The organism is Mycobacterium paragordonae (genome assembly GCF_003614435.1).
GTDB lineage: Bacteria > Actinomycetota > Actinomycetes > Mycobacteriales > Mycobacteriaceae > Mycobacterium > Mycobacterium paragordonae.
Map to the genome: position 1 here is coordinate 5,453,312 of NZ_CP025546.1, position 20,963 is coordinate 5,474,274.

General features: G+C 66.4%; 20 protein-coding genes. 2 read left to right on the forward strand and 18 right to left on the reverse strand.

Features of this window, described 5'->3' with window-relative positions; translation table 11 throughout:
- Nucleotides 1-12: 12 nt before the first annotated feature.
- The 3 genes from C0J29_RS24285 to C0J29_RS24295 form a co-directional block, all read right to left on the reverse strand.
- Complete coding sequence (locus tag C0J29_RS24285) at nt 13-1,644, reverse strand: fatty acid--CoA ligase (protein ID WP_120793800.1); 1,632 nt, start codon at nt 1,642-1,644, stop codon at nt 13-15.
- A 107-nt stretch (nt 1,645-1,751) separates the two neighbouring features.
- Nucleotides 1,752-2,909, reverse strand: coding sequence for a YncE family protein (locus C0J29_RS24290; RefSeq protein ID WP_120793801.1), 1,158 nt, complete (start codon nt 2,907-2,909; stop codon nt 1,752-1,754).
- A 410-nt stretch (nt 2,910-3,319) separates the two neighbouring features.
- Complete coding sequence (locus tag C0J29_RS24295; RefSeq protein ID WP_065047879.1) at nt 3,320-3,664, reverse strand: ArsR/SmtB family transcription factor; 345 nt, start codon at nt 3,662-3,664, stop codon at nt 3,320-3,322.
- A gap of 123 nt (nt 3,665-3,787) precedes the next feature.
- Here C0J29_RS24295 and C0J29_RS24300 point away from each other — a divergent pair, with 123 nt between their 5' ends.
- Complete coding sequence (locus tag C0J29_RS24300) at nt 3,788-5,677, forward strand: heavy metal translocating P-type ATPase (RefSeq protein WP_277950752.1); 1,890 nt, start codon at nt 3,788-3,790, stop codon at nt 5,675-5,677.
- Nucleotides 5,678-5,684: 7 nt separating this feature from the next.
- Here C0J29_RS24300 and C0J29_RS24305 read toward each other — a convergent pair whose 3' ends face one another.
- From C0J29_RS24305 to C0J29_RS24345, 9 genes are all read right to left on the reverse strand, one after another.
- Nucleotides 5,685-6,476 carry an SHOCT domain-containing protein gene (locus C0J29_RS24305; protein ID WP_120793803.1) on the reverse strand — a complete coding sequence of 264 codons (792 nt, stop codon included), beginning with the start codon at nt 6,474-6,476 and terminating at the stop codon, nt 5,685-5,687.
- A 21-nt stretch (nt 6,477-6,497) separates the two neighbouring features.
- The gene (locus tag C0J29_RS24310) at nt 6,498-7,268 is read right to left on the reverse strand and encodes a DUF427 domain-containing protein (RefSeq protein ID WP_120793804.1); all 771 of its coding nucleotides are present in this window, start codon (nt 7,266-7,268) and stop codon (nt 6,498-6,500) included.
- The gene (locus C0J29_RS24315; RefSeq protein ID WP_120793805.1) at nt 7,265-7,540 is read right to left on the reverse strand and encodes a DUF6295 family protein; all 276 of its coding nucleotides are present in this window, start codon (nt 7,538-7,540) and stop codon (nt 7,265-7,267) included. The genes C0J29_RS24310 and C0J29_RS24315 overlap by 4 nt, the downstream gene beginning before the upstream one ends.
- A gap of 7 nt (nt 7,541-7,547) precedes the next feature.
- Complete coding sequence (locus C0J29_RS24320) at nt 7,548-8,303, reverse strand: dienelactone hydrolase family protein (protein ID WP_120793806.1); 756 nt, start codon at nt 8,301-8,303, stop codon at nt 7,548-7,550.
- A 49-nt stretch (nt 8,304-8,352) separates the two neighbouring features.
- The gene (locus C0J29_RS24325) at nt 8,353-9,963 is read right to left on the reverse strand and encodes an esterase-like activity of phytase family protein (protein WP_242460534.1); all 1,611 of its coding nucleotides are present in this window, start codon (nt 9,961-9,963) and stop codon (nt 8,353-8,355) included.
- 54 nt (nt 9,964-10,017) lie between these two features.
- The gene (locus C0J29_RS24330; RefSeq protein ID WP_065161369.1) at nt 10,018-10,800 is read right to left on the reverse strand and encodes a hypothetical protein; all 783 of its coding nucleotides are present in this window, start codon (nt 10,798-10,800) and stop codon (nt 10,018-10,020) included.
- Between the two features lie 55 nt (nt 10,801-10,855).
- Nucleotides 10,856-11,257, reverse strand: a complete 402-nt coding sequence (locus C0J29_RS24335; protein WP_162951544.1) for an MmpS family transport accessory protein — start codon at nt 11,255-11,257, stop codon at nt 10,856-10,858.
- Nucleotides 11,258-11,514: 257 nt separating this feature from the next.
- On the reverse strand, nt 11,515-12,855 hold the full coding sequence (locus C0J29_RS24340) for a hypothetical protein (protein ID WP_120793809.1): 1,341 nt from the start codon (nt 12,853-12,855) through the stop codon (nt 11,515-11,517).
- Nucleotides 12,845-14,005, reverse strand: a complete 1,161-nt coding sequence (locus C0J29_RS24345) for a sulfotransferase family protein (RefSeq protein WP_120793810.1) — start codon at nt 14,003-14,005, stop codon at nt 12,845-12,847. The genes C0J29_RS24340 and C0J29_RS24345 overlap by 11 nt, the downstream gene beginning before the upstream one ends.
- Nucleotides 14,006-14,107: 102 nt before the next feature.
- Here C0J29_RS24345 and C0J29_RS24350 point away from each other — a divergent pair, with 102 nt between their 5' ends.
- Nucleotides 14,108-15,139, forward strand: a complete 1,032-nt coding sequence (locus tag C0J29_RS24350; protein ID WP_120793811.1) for a TIGR03617 family F420-dependent LLM class oxidoreductase — start codon at nt 14,108-14,110, stop codon at nt 15,137-15,139.
- Here C0J29_RS24350 and C0J29_RS24355 read toward each other — a convergent pair.
- From C0J29_RS24355 to C0J29_RS24380, 6 genes are all read right to left on the reverse strand, one after another.
- Nucleotides 15,128-15,586 (reverse strand): MarR family winged helix-turn-helix transcriptional regulator, encoded by a 459-nt coding sequence (locus C0J29_RS24355; RefSeq protein ID WP_242460535.1) that lies wholly within the window; start codon nt 15,584-15,586, stop codon nt 15,128-15,130. The two genes, C0J29_RS24350 and C0J29_RS24355, sit on opposite strands and share 12 nt — an antisense overlap.
- An 86-nt stretch (nt 15,587-15,672) precedes the next feature.
- Nucleotides 15,673-16,011 carry an MmpS family transport accessory protein gene (locus tag C0J29_RS24360; RefSeq protein WP_065164366.1) on the reverse strand — a complete coding sequence of 113 codons (339 nt, stop codon included), beginning with the start codon at nt 16,009-16,011 and terminating at the stop codon, nt 15,673-15,675.
- Nucleotides 16,012-16,167: 156 nt separating this feature from the next.
- Nucleotides 16,168-16,638, reverse strand: a complete 471-nt coding sequence (locus tag C0J29_RS24365) for a type II toxin-antitoxin system prevent-host-death family antitoxin (RefSeq protein ID WP_162951545.1) — start codon at nt 16,636-16,638, stop codon at nt 16,168-16,170.
- A gap of 80 nt (nt 16,639-16,718) precedes the next feature.
- Nucleotides 16,719-18,269: an MCE family protein gene (locus C0J29_RS24370; protein ID WP_120793814.1), complete on the reverse strand. Its 1,551-nt coding sequence runs from the start codon at nt 18,267-18,269 to the stop codon at nt 16,719-16,721.
- Nucleotides 18,263-19,408 carry a virulence factor Mce family protein gene (locus C0J29_RS24375; RefSeq protein WP_120793815.1) on the reverse strand — a complete coding sequence of 382 codons (1,146 nt, stop codon included), beginning with the start codon at nt 19,406-19,408 and terminating at the stop codon, nt 18,263-18,265. The genes C0J29_RS24370 and C0J29_RS24375 overlap by 7 nt, the downstream gene beginning before the upstream one ends.
- On the reverse strand, nt 19,405-20,961 hold the full coding sequence (locus tag C0J29_RS24380) for a virulence factor Mce family protein (protein WP_120793816.1): 1,557 nt from the start codon (nt 20,959-20,961) through the stop codon (nt 19,405-19,407). The genes C0J29_RS24375 and C0J29_RS24380 overlap by 4 nt, the downstream gene beginning before the upstream one ends.
- Between the last annotated feature and the right edge of the window lie 2 nt (nt 20,962-20,963).

Here is a 20,963-nt window from a genome sequence, read left to right on the forward strand (position 1 = left end):
CAGTCGTGCGCCTCAGTCGTGTACTTCCAAGACCTCGTAGTCGCCGTCGGTGTAGCGCGACCGGATAGTCTTCTTGTCGTACTTCCCCACGCTGGTGCGCGGCACCTCGTCGGTGAATGCCCACCGCTCGGGCAGCCACCACCGAACTACCTTGTCCCCCAGGAATTTCCGCAATTCGCCGGCACTGACCTCGGCGCCCTCCCGGGCGACGACGACGGCCAGCGGGCGTTCGTCCCAGCGCTCGTCGGGCACGCCGACGACGGCCGCCTCGACCACGTCGGGATGGCCGATCAGGCAGTTCTCCAGCTCCACCGAGGAGATCCACTCTCCGCCGGACTTGATCACGTCCTTGGCGCGGTCGGTCAGCGTGATGAAACCCTGTTCGTCGATGCGGCCCACGTCGCCGGTGCGCAGCCAGCCGGAGTCGAACTTCGACTCGTCGTACCCCTTGTAGTAGGCCCCGGTGATCCAAGGCCCCCGAACCTCCACCTCCCCCACGGCCTTGCCGTCGTTGGGCAGTACCTTGCCGTCGTCGTCGACGATCCGGGTCTCCACGCCACACACCGGCTGCCCTTGCGTCACCCGGAATGCCCAGTGCTGGTCGTCCGGGGTGCCCGGCGGCGGCCAGGCCATGGTGGCCAGCGGCGAGGTCTCCGTCATCCCCCACAGCTGCCGGATCTGAACGCCGTGCTTGTCCTCGAAGGTGCGCATCAGCGATTCCGGAACCGCCGAGCCGCCACACGCCACCATCTTCAGCGACGACATGTCATGACCCGGTTCCTTTTCCAGGTAGTGCATGACGTCGTTCCAGATGGTCGGCACCGCACCGGCCCGGGTGGGACGCAGCGTCTCCACCATGTCGATCAGCGACCGAGCGTCCAGATGACGGTCGGGCAGCACCAGATCGGCGCCGGCCATCAGGGCCGCGTACGGCAGACCCCAGGCGTTGGCGTGGAACATCGGCACGATCGGTAACACCCGATCGCTGGATCCCACCCCGATGCCGTTGACGGTGCAGGCCGCCATAGAGTGCAGAAAGCTCGAACGATGGCTGTACACAACACCTTTGGGATTCCCGGTGGTGCCGCTGGTGTAGCACATGGCGGCCGCGGAATTCTCCTCGACGGTCGGCCAGTCGAATTCGGTCGATTCGCCTTCGATCAGCTCGTGGTAGCGCACCACCGTCTTGCCGGTCTCCTGCAGCGCCGCGATGTCGCCGTCGCCGACCGCGACCACGGTGTGCACGGTCTCCAGTTCGGGCAGCACCGGCGCGAGCAGCTTGGCCAGCGACATGTCGACCAGCACCACCTGGTCCTCGGCTTCATTGGCCACGTAGGCGATTTGGTGCGGAAACAACCGGATGTTGAGGGTGTGCAGAACGGCGCCCATCGAGGGAACCGCCAGGTAGGTCGCCAGGTGCTCGGCGTTGTTCCACATGAAGGTCGCGACGCGCTGATCGCCGGATACGCCCAGGCCGCGCAACGCGTTCGCCAGTTGCGCGGCCTGTTGACCCAGTTCCCGATACGTGATGCGCCGGTAGCCGTCACCGGTCGCGGTGATGACCTCGCGCAGACCGTGAACACCGCACCCGTGCCGCATGATCGCGGTGATCGTCAGCGGATATTCCTGCATCGTGCTGTACATCGATGTACCGCCTCACGCGTCTCGGCGCAGCACCGCCTGTCGTTTCCCGTGGCCGAATGCTATCGCCGCGCCGCGGGATAACGAACGCCGGGCCGATCAGACGCGCGTCAGACGAGCGCCGCGTCGTACTGCAGCAAGTCGGGCACGAACAGGTCCACCGAACGCTTGCTTTCCAGCGCGGCCTGCTCGATTCGCGTCGCGGCGTTCACCGCGACCGGTACCACGGTGACGGCACCGGAATAGTCGGCGATGTACAGGAACCCGCCGTCGGGGCTTTCGGCCACGCAGGACGGCTGGCTCGCCATATCGACGGTGTCGAGGACGTCCTGGGTGAGCGTGCACAGCATGGTCACGCTGTCGTCGCTCACCAGATATGCGCGGTCGCCGTCACCGCTGAGAGTGAGGCGCGTGATCAGGCCGGTGACCTCCGCGATCTTGCGAGTCCCGGTGATCTTGTTGGTGCGTGTGTCGACGATGTCGATGACGGCGGCCTCGGGACCACTGCTGGCGACGTAGACCAGCGCACCGTTGGGGCTGATGGCCACATCGCGGACGGGCAGGCCGATCTCGATGGTGGCGATCACCGAAGGGCTCGCGGGCTGCGCCGCCGCCTTGGAGCCAGGCTTGGTGCTCTTGGAGCTCTTGCGGCGCCACCGCCCACGTCCGGCGGGCTCGTCGGAGTTCAGGCCGGTGTCGACGACGACCACCTGGCCCCCAGCGGGTCCGTTGACGCCGACGTACAACCGGCCCCCATCGGGGCTGACCTGCAAGGATTCGGTCACGGTGCCGGCAGCCGTGGCGATGTCGACGACCTGAATCCGCCCGGTGGCGGTGTCCAGGGCCGCGATGTCGGCACCGCGGGTGCCGTTGCGGCTGATGTAGACGTGCTTGCCGTCGGCGCTCACGGCCAGGTCGCTCACACTGAGCGCAACCTGGTGCGACGCGACGACGGTGTTGGTGGCCAGGTCGATGACCTGGATCGCGTCGTAAGCCGGGGACACGGTGCTCACGTAGGCACGCTCGGCGCCACCCGCGGCGATCGCGAACGGTTCGGCGAGCCCGCCGACCGTGTCCACCACCCGGCAGGAGCCGATGTCGATCACCGAGACGGTGTCGCTGCCGTAGTTGGTCACGAGCAACCGGTTGCCGTCGCTGCTGACCGCGACGTCACTGATGGGGCCCTTGTGCACCGGGATCTGGGTGGCAACCGGGCTCGCCCCGAACTCGAGGATCTCCTGGTCGCTCCCCTTGCTTTCGAAGCTCACGCTGGCACCGCCTTTGCTCTGTTCGTCGAACTCTCCGGACGGGTGACCGCAGTCGCGCGACTGTGTGCGAACCGGTCATCCGATAAAGCGCATAGCACCGAAAGGGCTGCTTCGGCATGGATAACGGCCATTCTAACGGCCGAATTCCGGGTAAAAAGAATTCAATTTCGCGGTTGTTACCTACATCACACGGATGGCTCAGTATACGCTCAGGATGCCAAACACCGGTAATTAGAAATAGCCCGCCCGGCGAACCGCGTTGGTGTTCTGAGCTGCTCTTTCCAACTCTTGGCTACTGATTTCAGCCACCTCGAAACACTCAGTAATTAAGAAATTCTTATATTCAACGACCGAACGAGGCGAATATCACACCGCCGCACTAGGCGTGTCGTTGCAAATTGCGCCGCGCGTTAGGCGCCAGAAGTGGGCTGGTTTTGGATCTCGGTGGCACCGGCACCCGTCAGGGCCTGGCTGAGCACCCGCAGAATGTCCTGATCGGCCGGGGAGTAATAGACGAAGGTGCCTTCGCGTCGGGTTTTCACCAGGCCGGCCAGTCGCAATTTCGCCAGGTGCTGGCTGACGATCGTGGGCGCAACCTGAGCCAGCTCGGCCAGACAGGCCACCGAAGTCTCGCCCTGCAATAACGCCCACAGCACCTTGACCCGGGTGGGATCACTGAGCATGCGGAAGGTTTCCGCGGCTCGGGTCACCTGCTCCTCGGAAGGCATCGAGAAGCCGGCAATCGAGGTGTGCACGCTGCCGATCATACCTTTGACCTGTGCAATTGCGCATCCAACTGTCATCGCAATTGCATACCTTCACATATACGCAGCTAAACTCGAAGCGTGCCCGCAGCCGCACTTCGCAACACCGCCCGCGTGCCGCATCAGGCATGGTCCGGTCCGGCGGCGCTCTCCGAAGTCCGGTGGGCGCTGGTCGCGACCGGGTTCTTCGCGCTGGGCCTGTTCGCCCAGCTCGCCGGCTTACCCGGCTGGCTGTATTGGGGGTTGTACCTGACCTGTTACGGGTCCGGCGGGTGGCAACCGGGTCTGGCCGGCCTGCAAGCGTTGCGGAACCGGATCTTGGACGTGGACCTGCTCATGGTGGTCGCGGCGCTCGCGGCCGCGGGTATCGGTCAGGTCTTCGACGGCGCACTGCTGATCGTCATCTTCGCCACCTCCGGCGCGCTGGAGGCCGTAGCAACCCGGCGCACCGAGGACTCGGTACGCGGCCTGCTCGGCCTCACCCCCGAAACCGCTACCCGGGTCGACGAATTCGATGTCGAGCGACAGGTGGACACCGCGCAATTGGCGGTCGACGATGTGCTGCTGATCCGCCCCGGTGAGCGCATCGGCGGTGACGGCGTGGTGCTCGAGGGCGCCAGCGAGGTCGATCAGGCCACCATCACCGGTGAGTCACTGCCGGCCGATAAGGCGCCCGGCGACGAGGTGTTCGCCGGCACCGTCAACGGCACCGGCACGCTGCGGATCCGGGTGGTTCGCCCGAGCGCCGACACCGTCATCAGCCGCATCGCCACGATGGTCGCCGAGGCCGGCGCGAGTAAGGCGCGAACTCAACTGTTCATCGAAAAAATCGAGCAACGCTATTCAGTGCTCATGGTGGCCGCGACCGTCGCCTTGTTGCTCGTTCCCCTGCTGGCGGGAAGCGATCTGCGATCATCGCTGCTGCGCGCGATGACGTTCATGATCGTGGCCTCACCCTGCGCGCTGGTGCTGTCCACCATGCCGCCGCTGCTGGCGTCGATCGCCAACGCCGGCCGCCATGGTGTCCTGGTCAAGTCGGCAGTGGTCCTGGAGAAACTTGCCGACGCCGGCCCCGTCGCGTTCGACAAGACCGGCACCCTCACCAAGGGAGCGCCGCGGCTGGCCAAAGTTCACTCGGAGAACGGATTCAGCGACATAGCGCTGCTGTCGCTGGCCGCGTCGGCGGAGAACCCTTCCGAGCATCCGCTGGCCCGCGCCATCGTCGCAGCCGCCCGTGCCGCGGGCGCAGCCGTACGGCCGGCCACGGAGTTCGCCTCCGCACCGGGACGGGGAATCCGCGCGCAGGTCGGCGACCATACGGTCGAGGTGGGCAGCCCGGCGCTGCTCCGCGCCTACCCTGTTGCCGAACGGTTCGAGCAGGCCGGATACACCGCGGTCATCGTGGTTGTCGACGGCGCCCCCGCCGGCGTGCTCGCGCTAACAGATCACCCGCGCGACGAGGCGCGCGCGGCCGTGGCGAAGCTCGAACTCCTCACCGGCAGAACACCTTTACTGATGACTGGGGACAACCCCCGGGCCGCCGCCCAGCTGGCCGCCGACGTAGGCATCACCGATGTTCGCGCCGGCCTGCTGCCCGAAGACAAAGTCGGCGTCGTGCGCGGCCTCGAGGCGGACGGCGCCAGGGTCCTGTTCGTCGGCGATGGTGTCAACGACGCGCCCGCGATGGCCGCCGCCCACGTTGCCGTCGCTATGGGCCGTTCCGGATCCGACCTTGCTCTGGAAACGTCCGACGCGGTGATCACCCGCGACGACCTGGCGGCGCTACCGGCCGTCGTCGCGCTGGCCCGGCGGGCCCGGCGCGTGGTCGCCGCCAACCTGGTCATCGCCGCGACCTTCATCGTCGTGCTGGTCACCTGGGACCTGCTGGGACACCTTCCGTTGCCTCTGGGCGTGGCCGGGCACGAAGGGTCGACGGTCCTCGTCGGCCTCAACGGCCTACGACTGCTGCGCGATCGCGCCTGGCCGGTGCGCGGTCGGTCTTGAGCTCGCGCTAGAGCTCCGACAGGATCTGGCTGCGCAGGGCGGTGTACTCCGCGTCGGTGACTGCCCCGCCGTCGCGCAGCCTTTCGAGCTCCTGAAGTCTCTCGGCTACCGACGGCCTGGGCTCTTCCACCGTCGCGGCGCGCCGCACTACAGCCTGAAGCTGTTGGCCCGCAGCCGGGTTGGCGCGGGCGTCGACCATCTGACTCAGCGGGATGCCGTGAGACCGCAGGATGCCGAAGATCTCCATCAGCGGCTCGGCTTGTCCCGACAGGTCGTAGGTCCGGTCCGACGACTGGCCGGGGCCCGGCAGCGTGAAGTGAGCCGGCACCAGTCCGTTGACCAGACTGCTTCGCTCCCAGTCGATTTGATGCTCTCTGGTAACCGGGTCCACCAGGACGACAAGCTTGCGGGAGGTGATGTTGGAGAACCGCACCACGCTGGCGGTGACCCGGACCTCGGAGTCGAAGGCCGCGAATTCAGGCGCCGCGATGTGTAGTGACACCTTGACGACGGGCTGGTCGCCGATGCTGACACCGGTCTCGGCGATGCCGGTGATGTCGGCCAGGGCCAGCACCCCGTTCCGCTCGAGCGCCTCTTGTCCCGCGTCCAGCCGCATGGCGCGGGCGGTCAGCGCCAATGCGAGAAGCACGCCCGCGACCGTGATCAGGAGGCCCGCCCACCACATCCAGGCCGGGACGCCCGGTTCGCCGACCGACAGGTAGACGCCCAAGAAGATCGGCCCGACCACCCCGCCGCACAACAGAACCCAGAGCTGAGCCTTGAGATATCGCCAGAACATCGCGCTCCTCCTCTGCGGGCGTCAGCTGAACTGCGTCCGCGGCCGCGGCAGGGCGACGCCGTCGACGTTGAGGTCGAGCTTCTCGTTGTAGAAAGCCACCAGCCCGGCGATCGGAGCCACCGCCGGCAGCGGGTAGTGGTAGGTCCACGCCAGATCCGGATGCAGCGTCTCGCCCACCCGCACCGACCAGTAACCCGACGTCACCCCCTTGTACGGGCACAGCGACTGGGTCGTCGTGGGTTCCAGGTGCTCGAACGCGACATCGGTTGGATCGATGTAATACCTGGTGGGCAAGCCGGTTTCGAAGAGCAGCACCGGCGAGTGGGTGTCGGCGAGCAGGACGCCGTCCAGCTCCACCCGGACATGCCGGTGCGAACGCAGCGCATCGACCCGCGCGTACGGATTGCGGGGGTGGCCGTAGATCTGCTCGTCCTCCTCGAACCAGCGCAGCGGATCCCACTCGAATCGCACCAAACCCGCGACGGGGCTGTCGCTGTCGGCGTCGAACACCCGCGCGGCCGAGGGGTGCTTCTGTCCCGCGCCCACCACCGAGTACAGCCGCGACGGGCCAAGTTGCACCCGCTGCGGATGGTTCTCGTCGCTCAGAAATTCGCCGCGAACGTCGGCCAGTGGGATGTAATACGCTGGGTAATAAGGGAATTCCCACACGTAACGGGCCGCGGTGGTGTCGAATAGCAGTTCCGCGCCGAGGTAACCGCGCACCCGGCGCGGGGCGGGCTCGATCCGCCCTCGCGCGGCAGCCATTTGCGGGAAATCGGGTTCGGTGCTCATGACTGGTCCCGGGAGGCCAGGCCCGACGGCGCGTGCGCGATGGCCGCGCGGATCGCGTCGGCCAGAGCCAGTGCGCTCTCCTCGGTGAGTTCCAGCGCCACCCGCGCGGACGGCCCCAACTCCGGATTGATGACGTCGATGTTGACGGTGTGCCCATACTGCGCGTGCACGGGGTGATCGACGTACACCGTTGCGCGGCTGGCCCCGAACCATCCCGTCGCGCCTTTACCGCTGCCGTCGATCTGAACGTGTTCGGTGAGATAAGTGCACATGACAGCTCTAGCCTTTCAGGTGTGTGGCGAAAAACGCGTCGATGCGGCGCCAGCCGTCCACCGCCGCTTCCGGGCGGTACGCCGGCCGGTCGACGGAGAAGAAGCTGTGTCCCGCACCGGCATACGAGTGGAATTCGTGCGGCTTGCCCAGCCGGGTCAGCTCGGCGTCCAGCGTCGCCACTCCATCGGGTGACGGGAAGCGGTCCTCGGCGCCGAACAGGCCCAGCATCGGACAGCTCAGGCCCGCGGCCAGACCGAGGATGGGCTGCATCGTCTTGGGCATGCCTTCCGGAGCGTCCTCGACGATGAAGGCGCCGTAGCAGTCCACCGCGGCGTCGAACGTCAACGAGCAGGCCGCGAGGAACGCGTGCCGTCCACCCGAGCAGTGCCCGATGACGCCGAATTTTCCGTTGGCGCCGGGCAGCGACCGCAGGTGCTCGACCGCCCCGGCGACATCGCCCACCAAGCGCTCATCGGGCACTCCCCCGGCCGCCCGGGCGGCAGCTGCGGCGTCGTCGGGTGCGGCCCCGGGCGCCTCGCGGGAGTACAGGTTGGGCGCCACCGTCTGGTACCCGGCGACCGCCAGCCGCCGCACGAATTCCTTTGTCTCACGGTCATATCCGGGCATGTGATGGATCCACACCACGGAACCGCGCGCGCCTTCCGCGAGTGGTATCGCCCGGTATGCCTCGATCTCGTCACCGCCGTGGCCGGTGATGCTGATCGTTTCTGCCTGGATTGCGTCTGGACTGTAGGCGTTCACCGTTTCAGCTTGCCACCCACCGTCTGCACCGGGCGAGAATGCGGCGCACTCAGCTGACTTTGACGGCGACCGTCACCTTCTCGGTCTTGGCGGGCAGCTGATCGGTGTCGACCGCCAGGATCTCGCCGCTGTCCTGGGTTCCGTTGGGCAGCAGCTTGGGCTTCAGCCGAAACGGCGGAGTGTCCGAAGCCAGCCCGGCCAGTCCGAAGTCGCTGTCGTTGGACAGCAGCAGGGTCTTTCCACCGTCGCGGGTGGCGACACCCTCGATCTTGTCGTGTCCGAAGAAGTCACCCTTGGGTGACAGCGTGCGCAGCAGGGCGGCGACATCGACCTGCAAAGTCTTTGTGGCGGCGGTGATTCCGGCGCCCTTGAGTCTGGCCAGTGCTTCGGCGTCGGTACTGATGCCAACGAGGTTCTCGATCGGCATCTTGTTGATCAGCAGGCCCCCGGCAGCGGCGTCGTAGGTTGCGCCGGGCACGGTCGAGTTCGGCCCCACGTCGGTGGCGGCGGCGATGTCGGCCACATAGATCTTCGCGTTGCCGTCCGGCGGGTTCTTGCTGTTGCGCTCGTCCACCAGGAACGTGGTGGCGCTGAGCGCGGTGATCTCCGAAATCCCGACCTTCGACTCCTGTGGGTTCGCCAGCGGGTAGACGTACTCGTGCATGATGTTGCGGTTCACCAGGTTGATGGTGACGATGCGGGTGATCGGGACGGACTTGGCCGGGCCCGGCAGGCCCGGCGTCTGCAGCGCCGACTGCATGACGGCCACCAGCGTGTTGCCGTCCGGCGTGATCGTCAGGCCCTCCAGGCCCTGGTTCGGGGCGCGCAGCGAAAGCTCCCGCGGCAGGGTGTCATCGTAGGGCGAAAGACGTTCCAGCTCTTTGCCGTTGGAGTCGAAGTGGATGATGTAGGGGCCGTATTCATCGGACACCCAGAAGTTGCCGTCCAGGGTTGCGACCAGTCCCTCGGGGTCGATGCCGTAGTCCGCGGGCGGCAGCGGCGTGCCGTTGAGGTCGACCATCGTCTCGCCGGGAATGGCATGCGGGTCGAGCAGCCCCTCCAGCGGATGACCGTCCGGCCCCTGCAGCATGACGGTCCGCTCCACTGTGGCCACGCCGTCGGCGAGCTTGAGCTTGGCGATGTGCGGGTGATATTCGGGGACGGGAAAGACGATTTCGTTCGGTGTGCGTCCTTCGACGTTGGGGCCGCGGTCGGTGAGTCCGTAGATCTCGTCGCCGCTGCCGGGCACCGGGGCGATGCCGGATCCGTGCGCGCTGGCCTGGATGTCGATGCCGCCCATGGTGGCCAGGGGTAATTGGTCCTCGGAATAGAGCTTGACGGCCCGGCTGACCGTGACGGGCAGTTCGTCGTTGCCCTTGAAGCCGGCGTCGGGGGTGTACACCACCGCCCCGTTGGACCCGTAGCTGATCTTGCCGTGCGCGGGCTTGCCGAACGCCACCGGAGTGATACCGCCGGTGGCGGCCAGCATCCGGTCCGGGGTGATGTTGAGCGGCTTACCCGCCGCCGCGCTGAACTCGGCCTTGCCCGAGGCTGCCGGTAGTGACGGCTTGGCGCTGGATGCGCAGCCAGCGACGGTTACCAGCACCGTGGCGAACACGGCGACCGTTCTCATCGTGTAGTCCATCCGCGAATATGCCATGCGCATTACTTGGCAAGCCAAGTTGACGTGCCGGTGTACACCCGCCGAGCGCCGTTAATGCTTCTTGTCCCTCACCTTGTAGGTCGACGGCCACGATTTCCGCGACTCGTCGCCGGTCAACGGGACTCCCATGCCGCCGACCTTCACGTTGTAGGCCTCCTTGCCCGGTCCGACTTCCCGGTTGGCGTGCTCCTGTGCCAGGTAGTACAACTCGTCGATGGTCGCCTCGTCGTAGGCCACGAAGGAGGTCTCCCGCGCGACGTCCTCGATGCCGGCCAGCATCCGGTCGGGCAGGAAGCGCGACGCCAGGGCTGCGGCACCGAGCAGCGAGAACGGGACGACCCAGTAACAGACGAACGACAGCGGGGTCTTCGTGTCCAGGATGGTGGCGTTCCCCTCCACCACTGCCGGGATGGCCGACGAGATGGTCATCCCGGCGAACGCGGCGACCCAGACCCAGGTCAGCACCGTGGTCACCCGTCTGAACACCTCGGTGTTGACGACGTCGGGTGGTTGCTCGGCGGCGGCGAACTCACGCACGAACGGTTTGCCGATCAGCACGCCGACCAGCGCCACCAGGAAAATCCCCAGGTTGCTCAGTGGTTGAATCCAGCGCGCCATGAAGTCCTCGCTCAGCGCGAAGGTCAACACGGCCAGCACCACAAACGTTGCAACAGCGCCGATTTCAAGTGTGTGACCGGGTTTGTCGGTGGTGCGGCCGACGGCGAACACCGCGATGGCCATCAGCAGCGCGATCGATACGGCCGTGGCGAACGGGACGTTACCGACCAGCACCCAGTACACAATCCACGGCGCAAAGCCAAAAAGCATGCCCACGAGGGGTCAGTGTATGGCTGTGCAGCGCCGGTCCGTGTCGCGGGCGGTCGCCTCCTCAGCGATCGCCCAGTTTGGGCGATGGTGTCCGATGGAATTGAAGCTGGTATCCGGTTTCACCCACGCAGTGCACACTCGCCATGCTGCCGCTGGCCGTCTCCTCCGCCACCTTCTTGCCATTCTGGAAGATCCGGCAGGTCAGCGCGCCGCCGGGCGCATCGGCAATCACCCAGACCCGCACGAACAGCACGTCCGACTTGGGGGTCACCTTCTTGCTCCACGGCAGCGAAACACGGTTGTCGGTGACGTCGTCACCGTCGGTCCTGCTGGAGGTGATGCTCACCGATCGAGCGGTTCCCTCGACCTCGTAGCTCATCGTGACGGTCCGGCCCGACCTGCCGGTAGTGCTCACCAGAACGGCAGCCGCGATCGCGACCATCGCCACGACCAGCAGGGCCACGCCGCCGACCACCCACGGCCACAGCGGTTTCCGTCGCGGCGCTGGCCCGTATCCGTAAGGGCTTTGCGGGAGCGGGTATCCCGGGAGCGGGTATCCCGGGGGCTGGTTTCCCGGGGGTTGATTTCCCGGGGGTTGATTTCCCGGGGGTTGATTTCCCGGGGGTTGATAGTTGTACATGTGCACATCCCGAATCGCGTGGGCGCAACTATCCGTTCATCACAGCAGGTTTTTCGCTTTATGACCTGCTGTTCGCAGATTCAGTACTGCCGATACCGGCGAGCCACGTGCTCCTGCCGAACCTCGATCTGTGCCGCACGCTCCTCGGCGCTCACCGTTGCGGTGCCCGACGGCAACCGGTCCCGCAGGCCGGCGAGCGCGACCTTGTGTACCGCCGTTGTCGGCATCCGCTCCGGGGGCTGCGGGTACGTCCAGCGCACGGTGAGAAATCCGGTGCGGTGGCCCACGGTGTCCAGCCAGTTCGGCACCCCCGGATCGCGGTGCGCGACCACATACCGCCGCACGCCGTCGGGGTCGATCGCGGTCTGGAAGCCGTTGAGGCTGGTGACATGGTTGGCGTAGTCCAGTGACTCGCCCCAGACGTTGGACAGGTGGAAGCCCAGATAGGCCGGCTCGACGGCAACGCTGACCTCAATCAGGAGCGCCTCGTCCTCGTCGAGTTCGAAGACACCCCCGGAATAGACGTTGGTGCTTTGGCCGCCGCCGGACGCGAGATTGGCCGCCGCGGGTTCGTTGAGCGCGTTGTGCGGCATGAAGGTGATGCCGTCACCGTTCTTGTCGCCGTTGGACTCCAGCACGATGTCGTAGAACTCATTCCAGAACCGCATCTGGTGCTCGACGAGTTCGCCGACCCGCCGGACCGCCGCAGCCGTCCCGGCGGGTCCGACGGGTGAGGGGTGCCGCCCGCGCCGGCCGATCGGCACGATGCGCAATTCGGGCGATACTTCGTTGGCCCAATCACCGAACAGCGATCGCACGATCAGGTACTGGGCGGTGTCCTTGCCGTCCTTGGCCGTGGCGATGAAGTTGCCGGTGTGTTCGTCGGGACGCTCTGGCGCACAGAGGATTTCGAACCGACCGTCCGGATCCACGGCCAGGTCGGTGCTGTCCAGCAGTCCGGTCACCACCCGGCCGCCGGGGGCCAGTTCCATCAGGCTGCCGGTGTCGCCCGCGTAGATGCTGTGCGCCTCGAAAACGACGTACTGCGGTGCCACCGGGCCGTTCCCGCGGGCGCCGCCACCCCAGTGCCGGTGGTCGGCCACGCGGCCGGTGATCCGGTAACTCCCGGCGCCGTCGATGCGCGCCGACAGGTACAACGCATCGGCGTTGTCGATGGTGGCCTTGTCCTGCGGTTGGATGGCGCGCCGGAAGTACGGGAAATCCGGGTCTTCCAGGCAGGCGCGTTCGATCGAACTGAACAGGAATCCCAGCAGGTACCGATGGCCTTCCGCCAACCCCTGCCCGGTCGGCGGCGGTGCGTGCAACTCCGGCGAATCGACGTAGTCGCGGGCCCGGTTGAGCGCGTCGATCATCTCCGTCCAGGCCGCCCGCAGCGCATCCCGGGTCTGCTCAGTTGACATGTGATCTACCTTTTTCCTCAGCGTCCCAGCCGAATTCGTCGAAGAAGGACGCCAGCCGGGTCCTGATCTCCGCCGGGTCCAAGCCGAATTCGCCGAGGCTGTAGCGGTGTGCCGTCTCGTGGCCGCCCCGGCGCCCGGCGGCCTCGAATTCGGTGGCCGCCTCGGGTCCCAGATTCAGCCCCAGTTCCTCGTAGACGCGCCGCATCGTGGCGGTGGGCGCCGCCACCAGTTCTCGGTAGTCCACCACGCAGGAGCGCACTTCAGGATGTCCGGCCAGCACGTCCAGCGGATGTGTGTAGGAGTGGATGGACTGGTCGGCGAGAACCCGCAGCGATTGTGCGATCAGCCGTTCGTCGCGGCCACGCAGGCGCCATTCGGTCTGCAACATCTTCAGCAGGCTGGGAATGGTCTCGTACGGGTTACGCATCGGCACAATGAATCTCGCGTCGGGGAAGGTTTCGATCAGGGCCTCCACCCGGCCGCAGAAGGTGGGGTTCTTGCTCAGGTGCGTCAGGTGGCCGCCTCCGCCGTTCAAGGCCAATTGGCGACGCACACATTCGCGGTAGAACGCCATGACGCGTCGGCGCTTGCGCGCCGTCCAGCGATCGACGTGGTAGAAATCCAGCTCGCCCATGTACGGGAACATCACGATCCAGAAACCGGAGTTCAGCGACCAGGTCAGGAAGAAGTCGTCTTCCTCGGGAACGAAGAAACCTGTTTTGTGCATGTCGTCGGTCTCGGCGAACATCTGCTCTTCCACGGCGTCGAGCCGGCGGCGCAGTGGTTTGCCGAACCTGGCATCGATGCGCAGGATCAGGCGCAGCAACCGTTTCTGCAGCAGCGACGGGAAGAACAGTTCGTACATCAGCGGGTAGCTGAACTGCGGGTCGGCCGCCATCAACCGGTGCAGGTAGGTGGTGCCGCTGCGGGCGTGCCCGACGCTGAACGTCGGAGCCCGAACCTGCACGCGCCGCAGCGACGGAAAGAGCACCGGGTCCAGCGCGAAACAGAGCGCGTGCAGCGCCGCGATCATCGGCAGGGCGACCATGAACGTCAGGTACCGCTTGCGGGGAGTCGCGGGATCGTCGCGAAGCAGCCGCAGCATGGTGGCGAAGTTGGACCAGTCGAAATAGAAGCGCGACCCGCACATGAAATTCCCTCACCCACACAACCTTTAGCCGCGAGCGTATGCCTCAGTATTTGACCTCAAGTATTTGACATTGTCAAATACCTTTTGGGTTAAGGTGCCGCTATGCAGGTGCTTGCCGCGCTGGCCCCCGAGTTGCCGCTGTCGCAGGTCGGCGACTACGTCCGCCGGGTGGAAGAGCTGGGCTTCGACGGCGTTCACATCGCCGAGACGATCCACGACTCACTGATGGTCGCCGCGCTGGCCGCTGAGCACACCACCCGGCTGACCATCCGCACCGCGGTGACACTGGCGTTCGTGCGCAGTCCGACGCTGACCGCCTACAGCGCTTGGGACCTGGCGCACCTGTCCGGCGGCCGTTTCGAATTGGGCCTGGGCAGCCAGATCAAACAGAACATCGAAGACCGGTTCGGGATGCCGTGGTCGGAGCCGCAGGCGCGGATGCGCGAGTATGTCGAAGCGGTGCAGGCGTTGTTCGCGGCCTTCGGCAGCGGCCGCCCGGTGCATTACACCGGCCAGAGTTACCGGCTGACCCGACTGCAGCCGTATTTCAACCCGGGCCCCAGCGACCTGCCGGCTCCGCCGATCTGGCTGGGCGCGGTCAACGCGGGCATGTGCGAACTGGCCGGCCGGTCGGCCCGCGGCGTCGTCACTCATTCCACGAATTCAGATCCCGATTACCTGCGCGACGTCGTCAGGCCGGCGCTGGAACGCGGCGCCGCCGCTACCGGCCGTAGCCAGGCGCCGTTGCTCATCGTGTCGACGGCCATCGCCACCGGCCACTCCGATGACGAGGTGGACGGCGAGTGGGAACGGCAACGACGCATGCTGGCCTTCCTGCTCTCGACGCCGGCCTACGCCGGGGCGCTGCGGAGGCGCGGTCGGACGTCACTGCCCGATCGGTTGCGCGCCCTGACCCGCGGTCAACGCTGGGATGAGTTGCCCGGCGTCCTCGACGACACCGTCCTGGCGGAGCTGGTGGTTCGCGGCCGCTATGAGCAACTCCCCCAACTTCTTTCGGACAGGTACGGCGACATCGCCGACGGCGTGGTGCTGCCGCCGGCTACCGGGCAGGGCGATGAATCGTTGGCCCGTTGCGTCCGGGAACTGCGCCAGGGTCCGCGGTCAGTCGATTGACGTCACCGTGGTGTCGGTAAGGAAGCGGGCCAGTAGCCGGTCGAATTCGCGCAGGTCGGCGGCCGGCCACTGTGCCAGCGCCCGCTGTAGGTGCTCACGCCGCACCTCCTGCAGTGCGCGCGCGGCCCGCTTGCCCCTGGCGGTGGCTTCCACCCTCGTCTTGCGCGCGTCCGCCAGATCCGGCTTCCTGGCGACCATCCCGTCGTCCAGGAGGCTCTGCACCCGGCGGGCGGCCATGCCGAGATCCATGTGCGCCAGGCGGGCCAGTTGACCCATCGGCATCGGGCCCTCGTCGGCCAGCACCCGCAGCAAGACGTAGGACGGCTGGGACAGCTCCACCGCGGCCGCGGCGGCCTGGCGCTTGAACATCGCCCGGCTACCGCTCAAGCGCATGATCCGCGACATCGTCGCACTGATCGAATCGAGCGTGTCGCGTTTGGTGGCCACCCGGCCACTTTACTTGACAAAGTCAAGCATCAGCCCCCCGAAGGCCGATGTGGCGTCCGGCTTTTGAGATTCGGGCCAGTGCAGCGCTAGCGCGAATAGATGCAGTGCGCCGACCCGCCGACCGGCTGCTCGGCGACCACGTGGCCGCCGATCGTGATGCGGCAGCCGGGGCTGGTGGTGCCCGACCCGACGACCACCACCTGGAACAGGGTGACGTCGGGGCCGGCCTGGATCGTCCGGCTCCACGGCAACGGCGCGTTGTAGACGCGGTCGATCGCCGGATCGGTGTCGATCGTCGTGGCGGTGCCCGTCCCCAGCGCCTCGAAGATCACGGTGCTCGAATCGGCGAATGCCGGCGGAGCTACCAGTCCGGAGAGCGCGGTGACTGCCAGTGCCGAGAAAGCGGCTCGGGTGACACGCTTCATTTGCATCAGACCCCTCAGATTTGCATGGGTAATGATCCGCCACATGTCACCGACCGCGCGCGTTAAAAGCTGGCGTCTCCCTTTTCGATGGATTCATCCTTACCCGAGGCGACGCAAAATTAAACCTCTGATGCTCCGGGCCGGTGTGCGAAGCCGCTACGCCACTGAGACGATGCGGGCCACGACCTTGCCACCCCGGCTGACCTCGACGGTCTGTCCCGCCGCCACCCGATCGATGTAGCGGCCGGCACGGTTTCGCAATTCGTCGAGTTCGACGGGCCGACCCGCGTCCACTGGTACATCTGCGGGTGCAAGAGCCGAATTGCCGGCCGCCACTATCCGCGCCAGTATCCGACCGCCGCGCACCACGAAAAGCGCCTCTCCGGCCGCTACCCGATCGAAGCACCGCCCAGCGCGTGTCCGTAGTTCATCCAGTCCGATCCAACCGGGGTCCGCAGGCTCAACCGGCCGCGCCGGAATCGGAGCCACCCGCCAGTCACCAACCGGCACGATCTGTGCCACCAGCTTGCCGCGCCGGACCACGTCGAGCGTTTCGCCCGCGGCGACCCGCTCGAGGTACGCGCAGGCGTCGCTCCGGAGTTGGCCCAGGCCAATCACTTCCGGCATCTCGCTCCGATCCTCGCGCATGACCGACGTGGCTGCGGGTCACTAGCTCATTATATGACTGTACGTGCGGTCAGTGTCAATCAGTTGTGCGGCGATAGCATGTCCCGCCAGCCGTCGTCCCCGGTCCTGGTCGAGTTCTCGACGGCATATCTGACTCCGTCGGGCCCGACCAATTCACCGCGCTGCGGGCTGTAGACGGCCACCGGCGGTTCATTCCCGGTGTAGACGCAGGGATTGGGCTGCTGGCCGTTGCACACCACCGAGCCCGAATGCGGCCGCGACAGCGGGTCGCTGACCGGCGGCGGCGTGCCGGGCACCCGGTCGGCGGGCGCCGGGTTCATGCCGTTGTTGATCGACGGAGCCGGGATCACCTGTCCCGGTTTGACCGGCTGGTCGCATCGGGCCGCGGCCGCCGGGCAGGTCAGAATCTGATTCGGGTCGCCGTACCAGGGGTTGGTGCCTGCTGGCTCATAGGGTTTGGAGTCGCGGCATTCCCGCGGCGTTGCAGCACGTTTGCCGGGCACGTCGACGCACGGCAGGTTTCGCGCTCCGCGCACGGCGTTGGACGGAGTGTCCTGCGGGATCTTGCAATACGTTCCGGCCGGCATCGGCTGGAGGCTGGTGTCTGCCGGGGACCGCCACTGCGGCGCCGGGAGGAAACCGGTCAGACATGGTGGCGGCTGATTGATCGTCAGGTGAGTGCCTAGCGAGGCGAACCCGGGAAACGCCGACGTCACCGTCTGGCCTTCGGAGGCACCCTGCGGATAGGCGACCAGCAGTTGCTCGACGCCCTTGTGGTACCGCTTGAGCATTTCCAGCACGATCTCCAGATTCGCCAGTGTCTGCGGCAGCGACTCGCGCACATCGCTGAACACCGCGTTCACCAGATCGGTGGTCGGCGTCGCCTGGTTCAGGATGCTCTGTACGTGCGGATCGTTCTCCGCGGCCTGCGCGGCGAGGGTGTCCAGGTTGTGCGACCAGCGCCCGATCGCGTCACCGGACTCGACCTGGCTGTCGATGATCGGCCCGGAGTTCTGGATGATGTCGTCGATTTCGGTCATGTTGGCTTTGAAGTCGCCGGCGATCGCCTGCGTCGCATCGACCAGCCGCTGCAGCGCCGGCCCCAATCCGCCTACGGCTTGGGCTGTTTCGTCGAGCAGCGCCGGAATCTTGCCGGTGGGCAGCGCGGCCAGACCGCGGTTGGCGGCGTCCAGCGCCGGCCCGATCTCACTGGGCACGGTGCCTTTGTTGATGGTTTGTCCGGGCGAGAAGTACCTACCCGGGTTGCCCGCCGACACCAGGTCCAGGTACTGCTCGCCGACCGCCGACATGGAACGGACGTTGGCCGACGCGTCGACTGGGATTTTGAAGCGTTCCGCGATGCTCATCGTCGCGAGCGCACCGTTTTCCGTCGGCTCGACGGAAGTGACCGTGCCGATGGTTTCTCCGCGATAGGTGACGTTGGCCGTCTTGTACAGACCGCCGGAGGTGGGCAGGGCGGCGTGCAACGTGTACTGGCCGATGCCCGCTGCGGTGGGAATCCGTAAGTAGTACCAGCCCAACGCAACTGCCGTGACCAGACTGATCAGGGTGAACAGGAAGATCTGGCGCCAGATGAAGCGAGTCAGCATTGTCTGTCCGCCCGTTCGACCAGCGGGCCGCCGGGGGCGTCGTTGGGGTTCGGCGTGTAGCGGACGTCGGGAATCATCGTCTCCGGGTCACGGCCCCAGGATTGCTCGAGTGCGCGCAGCGCTCCGGAGAAGCCCGTCCCGGTGAGGACAGCGTTGTCGACGGCACTCATGGTGAGGTCGAGCGTGAGCGACAGGTTGAAGTAGTCGCCGCGGAACGCCTTGGGCACGGAGTCGACGTCGAACGGCCGGACCAGCATCAGCTTCAGCGCCTGGACCAGATACGGTGCGGCGCGGCCGAACTCCCGCAACGGACACTGCAGCGCCACCAGGTCCTGGTGCAGGTCGCCACGCGAGGGCGACAGGTACTGGTTGGCGACCTCGCCGAGTCGCCCCACCGAGTCGACCGCATTGATCAGCAGATTTTGCTTGTCCGCGAAATGCTTGAGCAGCGGCGGGAAATCGGTGAGAACCCGGTTGAGAACATCCGCGCGACGACCCACATAACTCAGCAGCCGGTTGCTGGAGTCGATCGCCCGCGTGATGTCGTAGCGTTGCTCGTCGAGCCGGGCGGTGAACGTGTCCAGCTTCCCGAGGAATGCCCTGAGCTCGTTGGCCCGACCATGCACGATGTCGTAGACCTCGTTCTGCAACACTTCCACATTCGGCACGCCGCCCCCGCGCAAGATCATGGCCAGACTCGCCAGCGTCTGCTCGGTCGTCGGATACGTTGACGTGTTCTTCAGCGGGATGGTGTCTCCCGGCCGCAGCCGCTCGGAAGACGGATCGGGTGGCGCGGCCAGCTCGATGTGTTGTGAGCCCAGCAGGCTGGTCTGCCCGATCTTGGCCGTGGCGTTCCTGGGAAGTTTGACGTTCTTGTCGAGGCGAAGCGTCAGGGTCGCTACCCAGTTCTTCAATTCGATCGCGCGCACCGTCCCGACGAACACATCGGCGACCCGGATCCGGCTGTTGGTGTTCAGGGCGAGCGTGTCGGCCATCTGCACGTAGACCGTGTAGGAGCCGGACCCGCTACCCGGACCGCCGGGCATCGGAATATTAGCTACGCCACGCCAATTCGCGCACGAGGTGAGTGCCAGGGTGGACACGACGAGGGCCAGCGCCTGGCGGATGCGGGCTTTCATGAGCCCGCTCCTGCCGCCACGGCCGCCTCCGCGGGCAACGGCGGTCCGGGCAGCGCCGGGGCCGGTGCGAGCGGGCCCGGGATCACCCCCGGCCCGGGTGGCGGCGGCGGAATGGGCACCTGCGCCTGCAGGCCGATCGGCGGCAGTACCGGGTACTCGTCGTAGGCGTTCGGTGGGCCGGGCGGGGTCTGCAGCCCCGACTCCGGTGGCGCGATGTCCGTGCCGCCCATCAGTTCGGCCAGTGATTCGGGGGTCAGCAGGCCCGCCGTGATCGGCCCCACCTGGGCGCCCTGCATGCCTGGCGCGACCACCCAGCCGGGCTGGGTGTTGCGGTGCGAGAAGGGGGTGTCGGGTACCCAGATCCCTGGCACCGTGGTGTCTTTGTAGCCGTTCGGCGGCTGCAACCGCGGCTCGGAGTAGGCGACCTCTTTGGGGAGCGTCTCGGCCGTGCTGAACAGGTTCAAGCCAAAGGGCAGGTAGTTGAACTTGATCGCATCGAGAACGGGCGCCAGATATTGCGCACACAACTCGGCCGAGTCTTGGTAGCCCAGTCGGCTACCGGCCTGAATCATGCTGCACATGAACTGCATTGGGTTCGCGAAGTTGGGGATGGCCGGTATCGACATGACCGCGCCGTGGGACGGGTGGTAGATCTGGCTGAGGTTGGTCTCCAGAGTCGGCAGCACGTGCAGGGCGGTTTCCAGACCGTTCAGCGGTTCGGGTTGGACCAGCGTGGTGGTCAGGGTGGACAGGTTGCCGATGTCCTGGGCGAGCACCTCACGGTTCTGGGTCAGGAAGGGACGCAGCGTGGCGAGCAGCCCGTCGAACTGCTGAAGGGCATCGGCGAGCGCACGATCGGAACTGGTCAGTTTGTCGGTGAATTGGGCCAGGTTGGTGTTCAGCGCGACGAACTGCCTGTCGTCCTTGTGCAGCGCGTTGACGAACCGCGCCAGACTGCGCACCACCGCGAAGAAGTCACCCCGGCCCTGGTTCAGGGCGGTCAGCGCTCGCGACAGGCTGTCCAGCGTGGTGTTGAACTGCTTGCCCTTGCCGGCCAGCCCATCGGCGAAAGACTCGATCACGTCGCCGAACGGGCCCTTGGGCTGTTCGGGTGTCGGACCCAGCTTGTCGATGATGTTGGCGACGCTGGCGCGCAGTTCATCCCACTCCGTCGGCACCTGGGTGCGCTCGATGGGAATCACCGCGTGGTCGGTCATCACCGGACCACCCCGATAGGGGGGCTCCAACTGAATGCTGCGGGATGCCACCAAAGTTGGGTTGACGATCACCGCGGACGCGTTGGCGGGCACCTTGTATTTGTTGGCGTAGTGAAACGTCACCTTCATCTTGTCGCCGGCCGGTTCGATGGAGTCGATGGAACCGACCCGCACGCCCATGATCTGGACTTTGTCACCGGAGTACAGCGCGATCGCCGTGGGCAGGTAGGCGACCACGGTGTTGTTGCTCAGCTTCTGATAAAGCTGCCAGCCGACGAATGCGGCGACCAGGCCCAGCACCACCACCACCGACGCGATGAGGTTGCGGGTCCGCATCC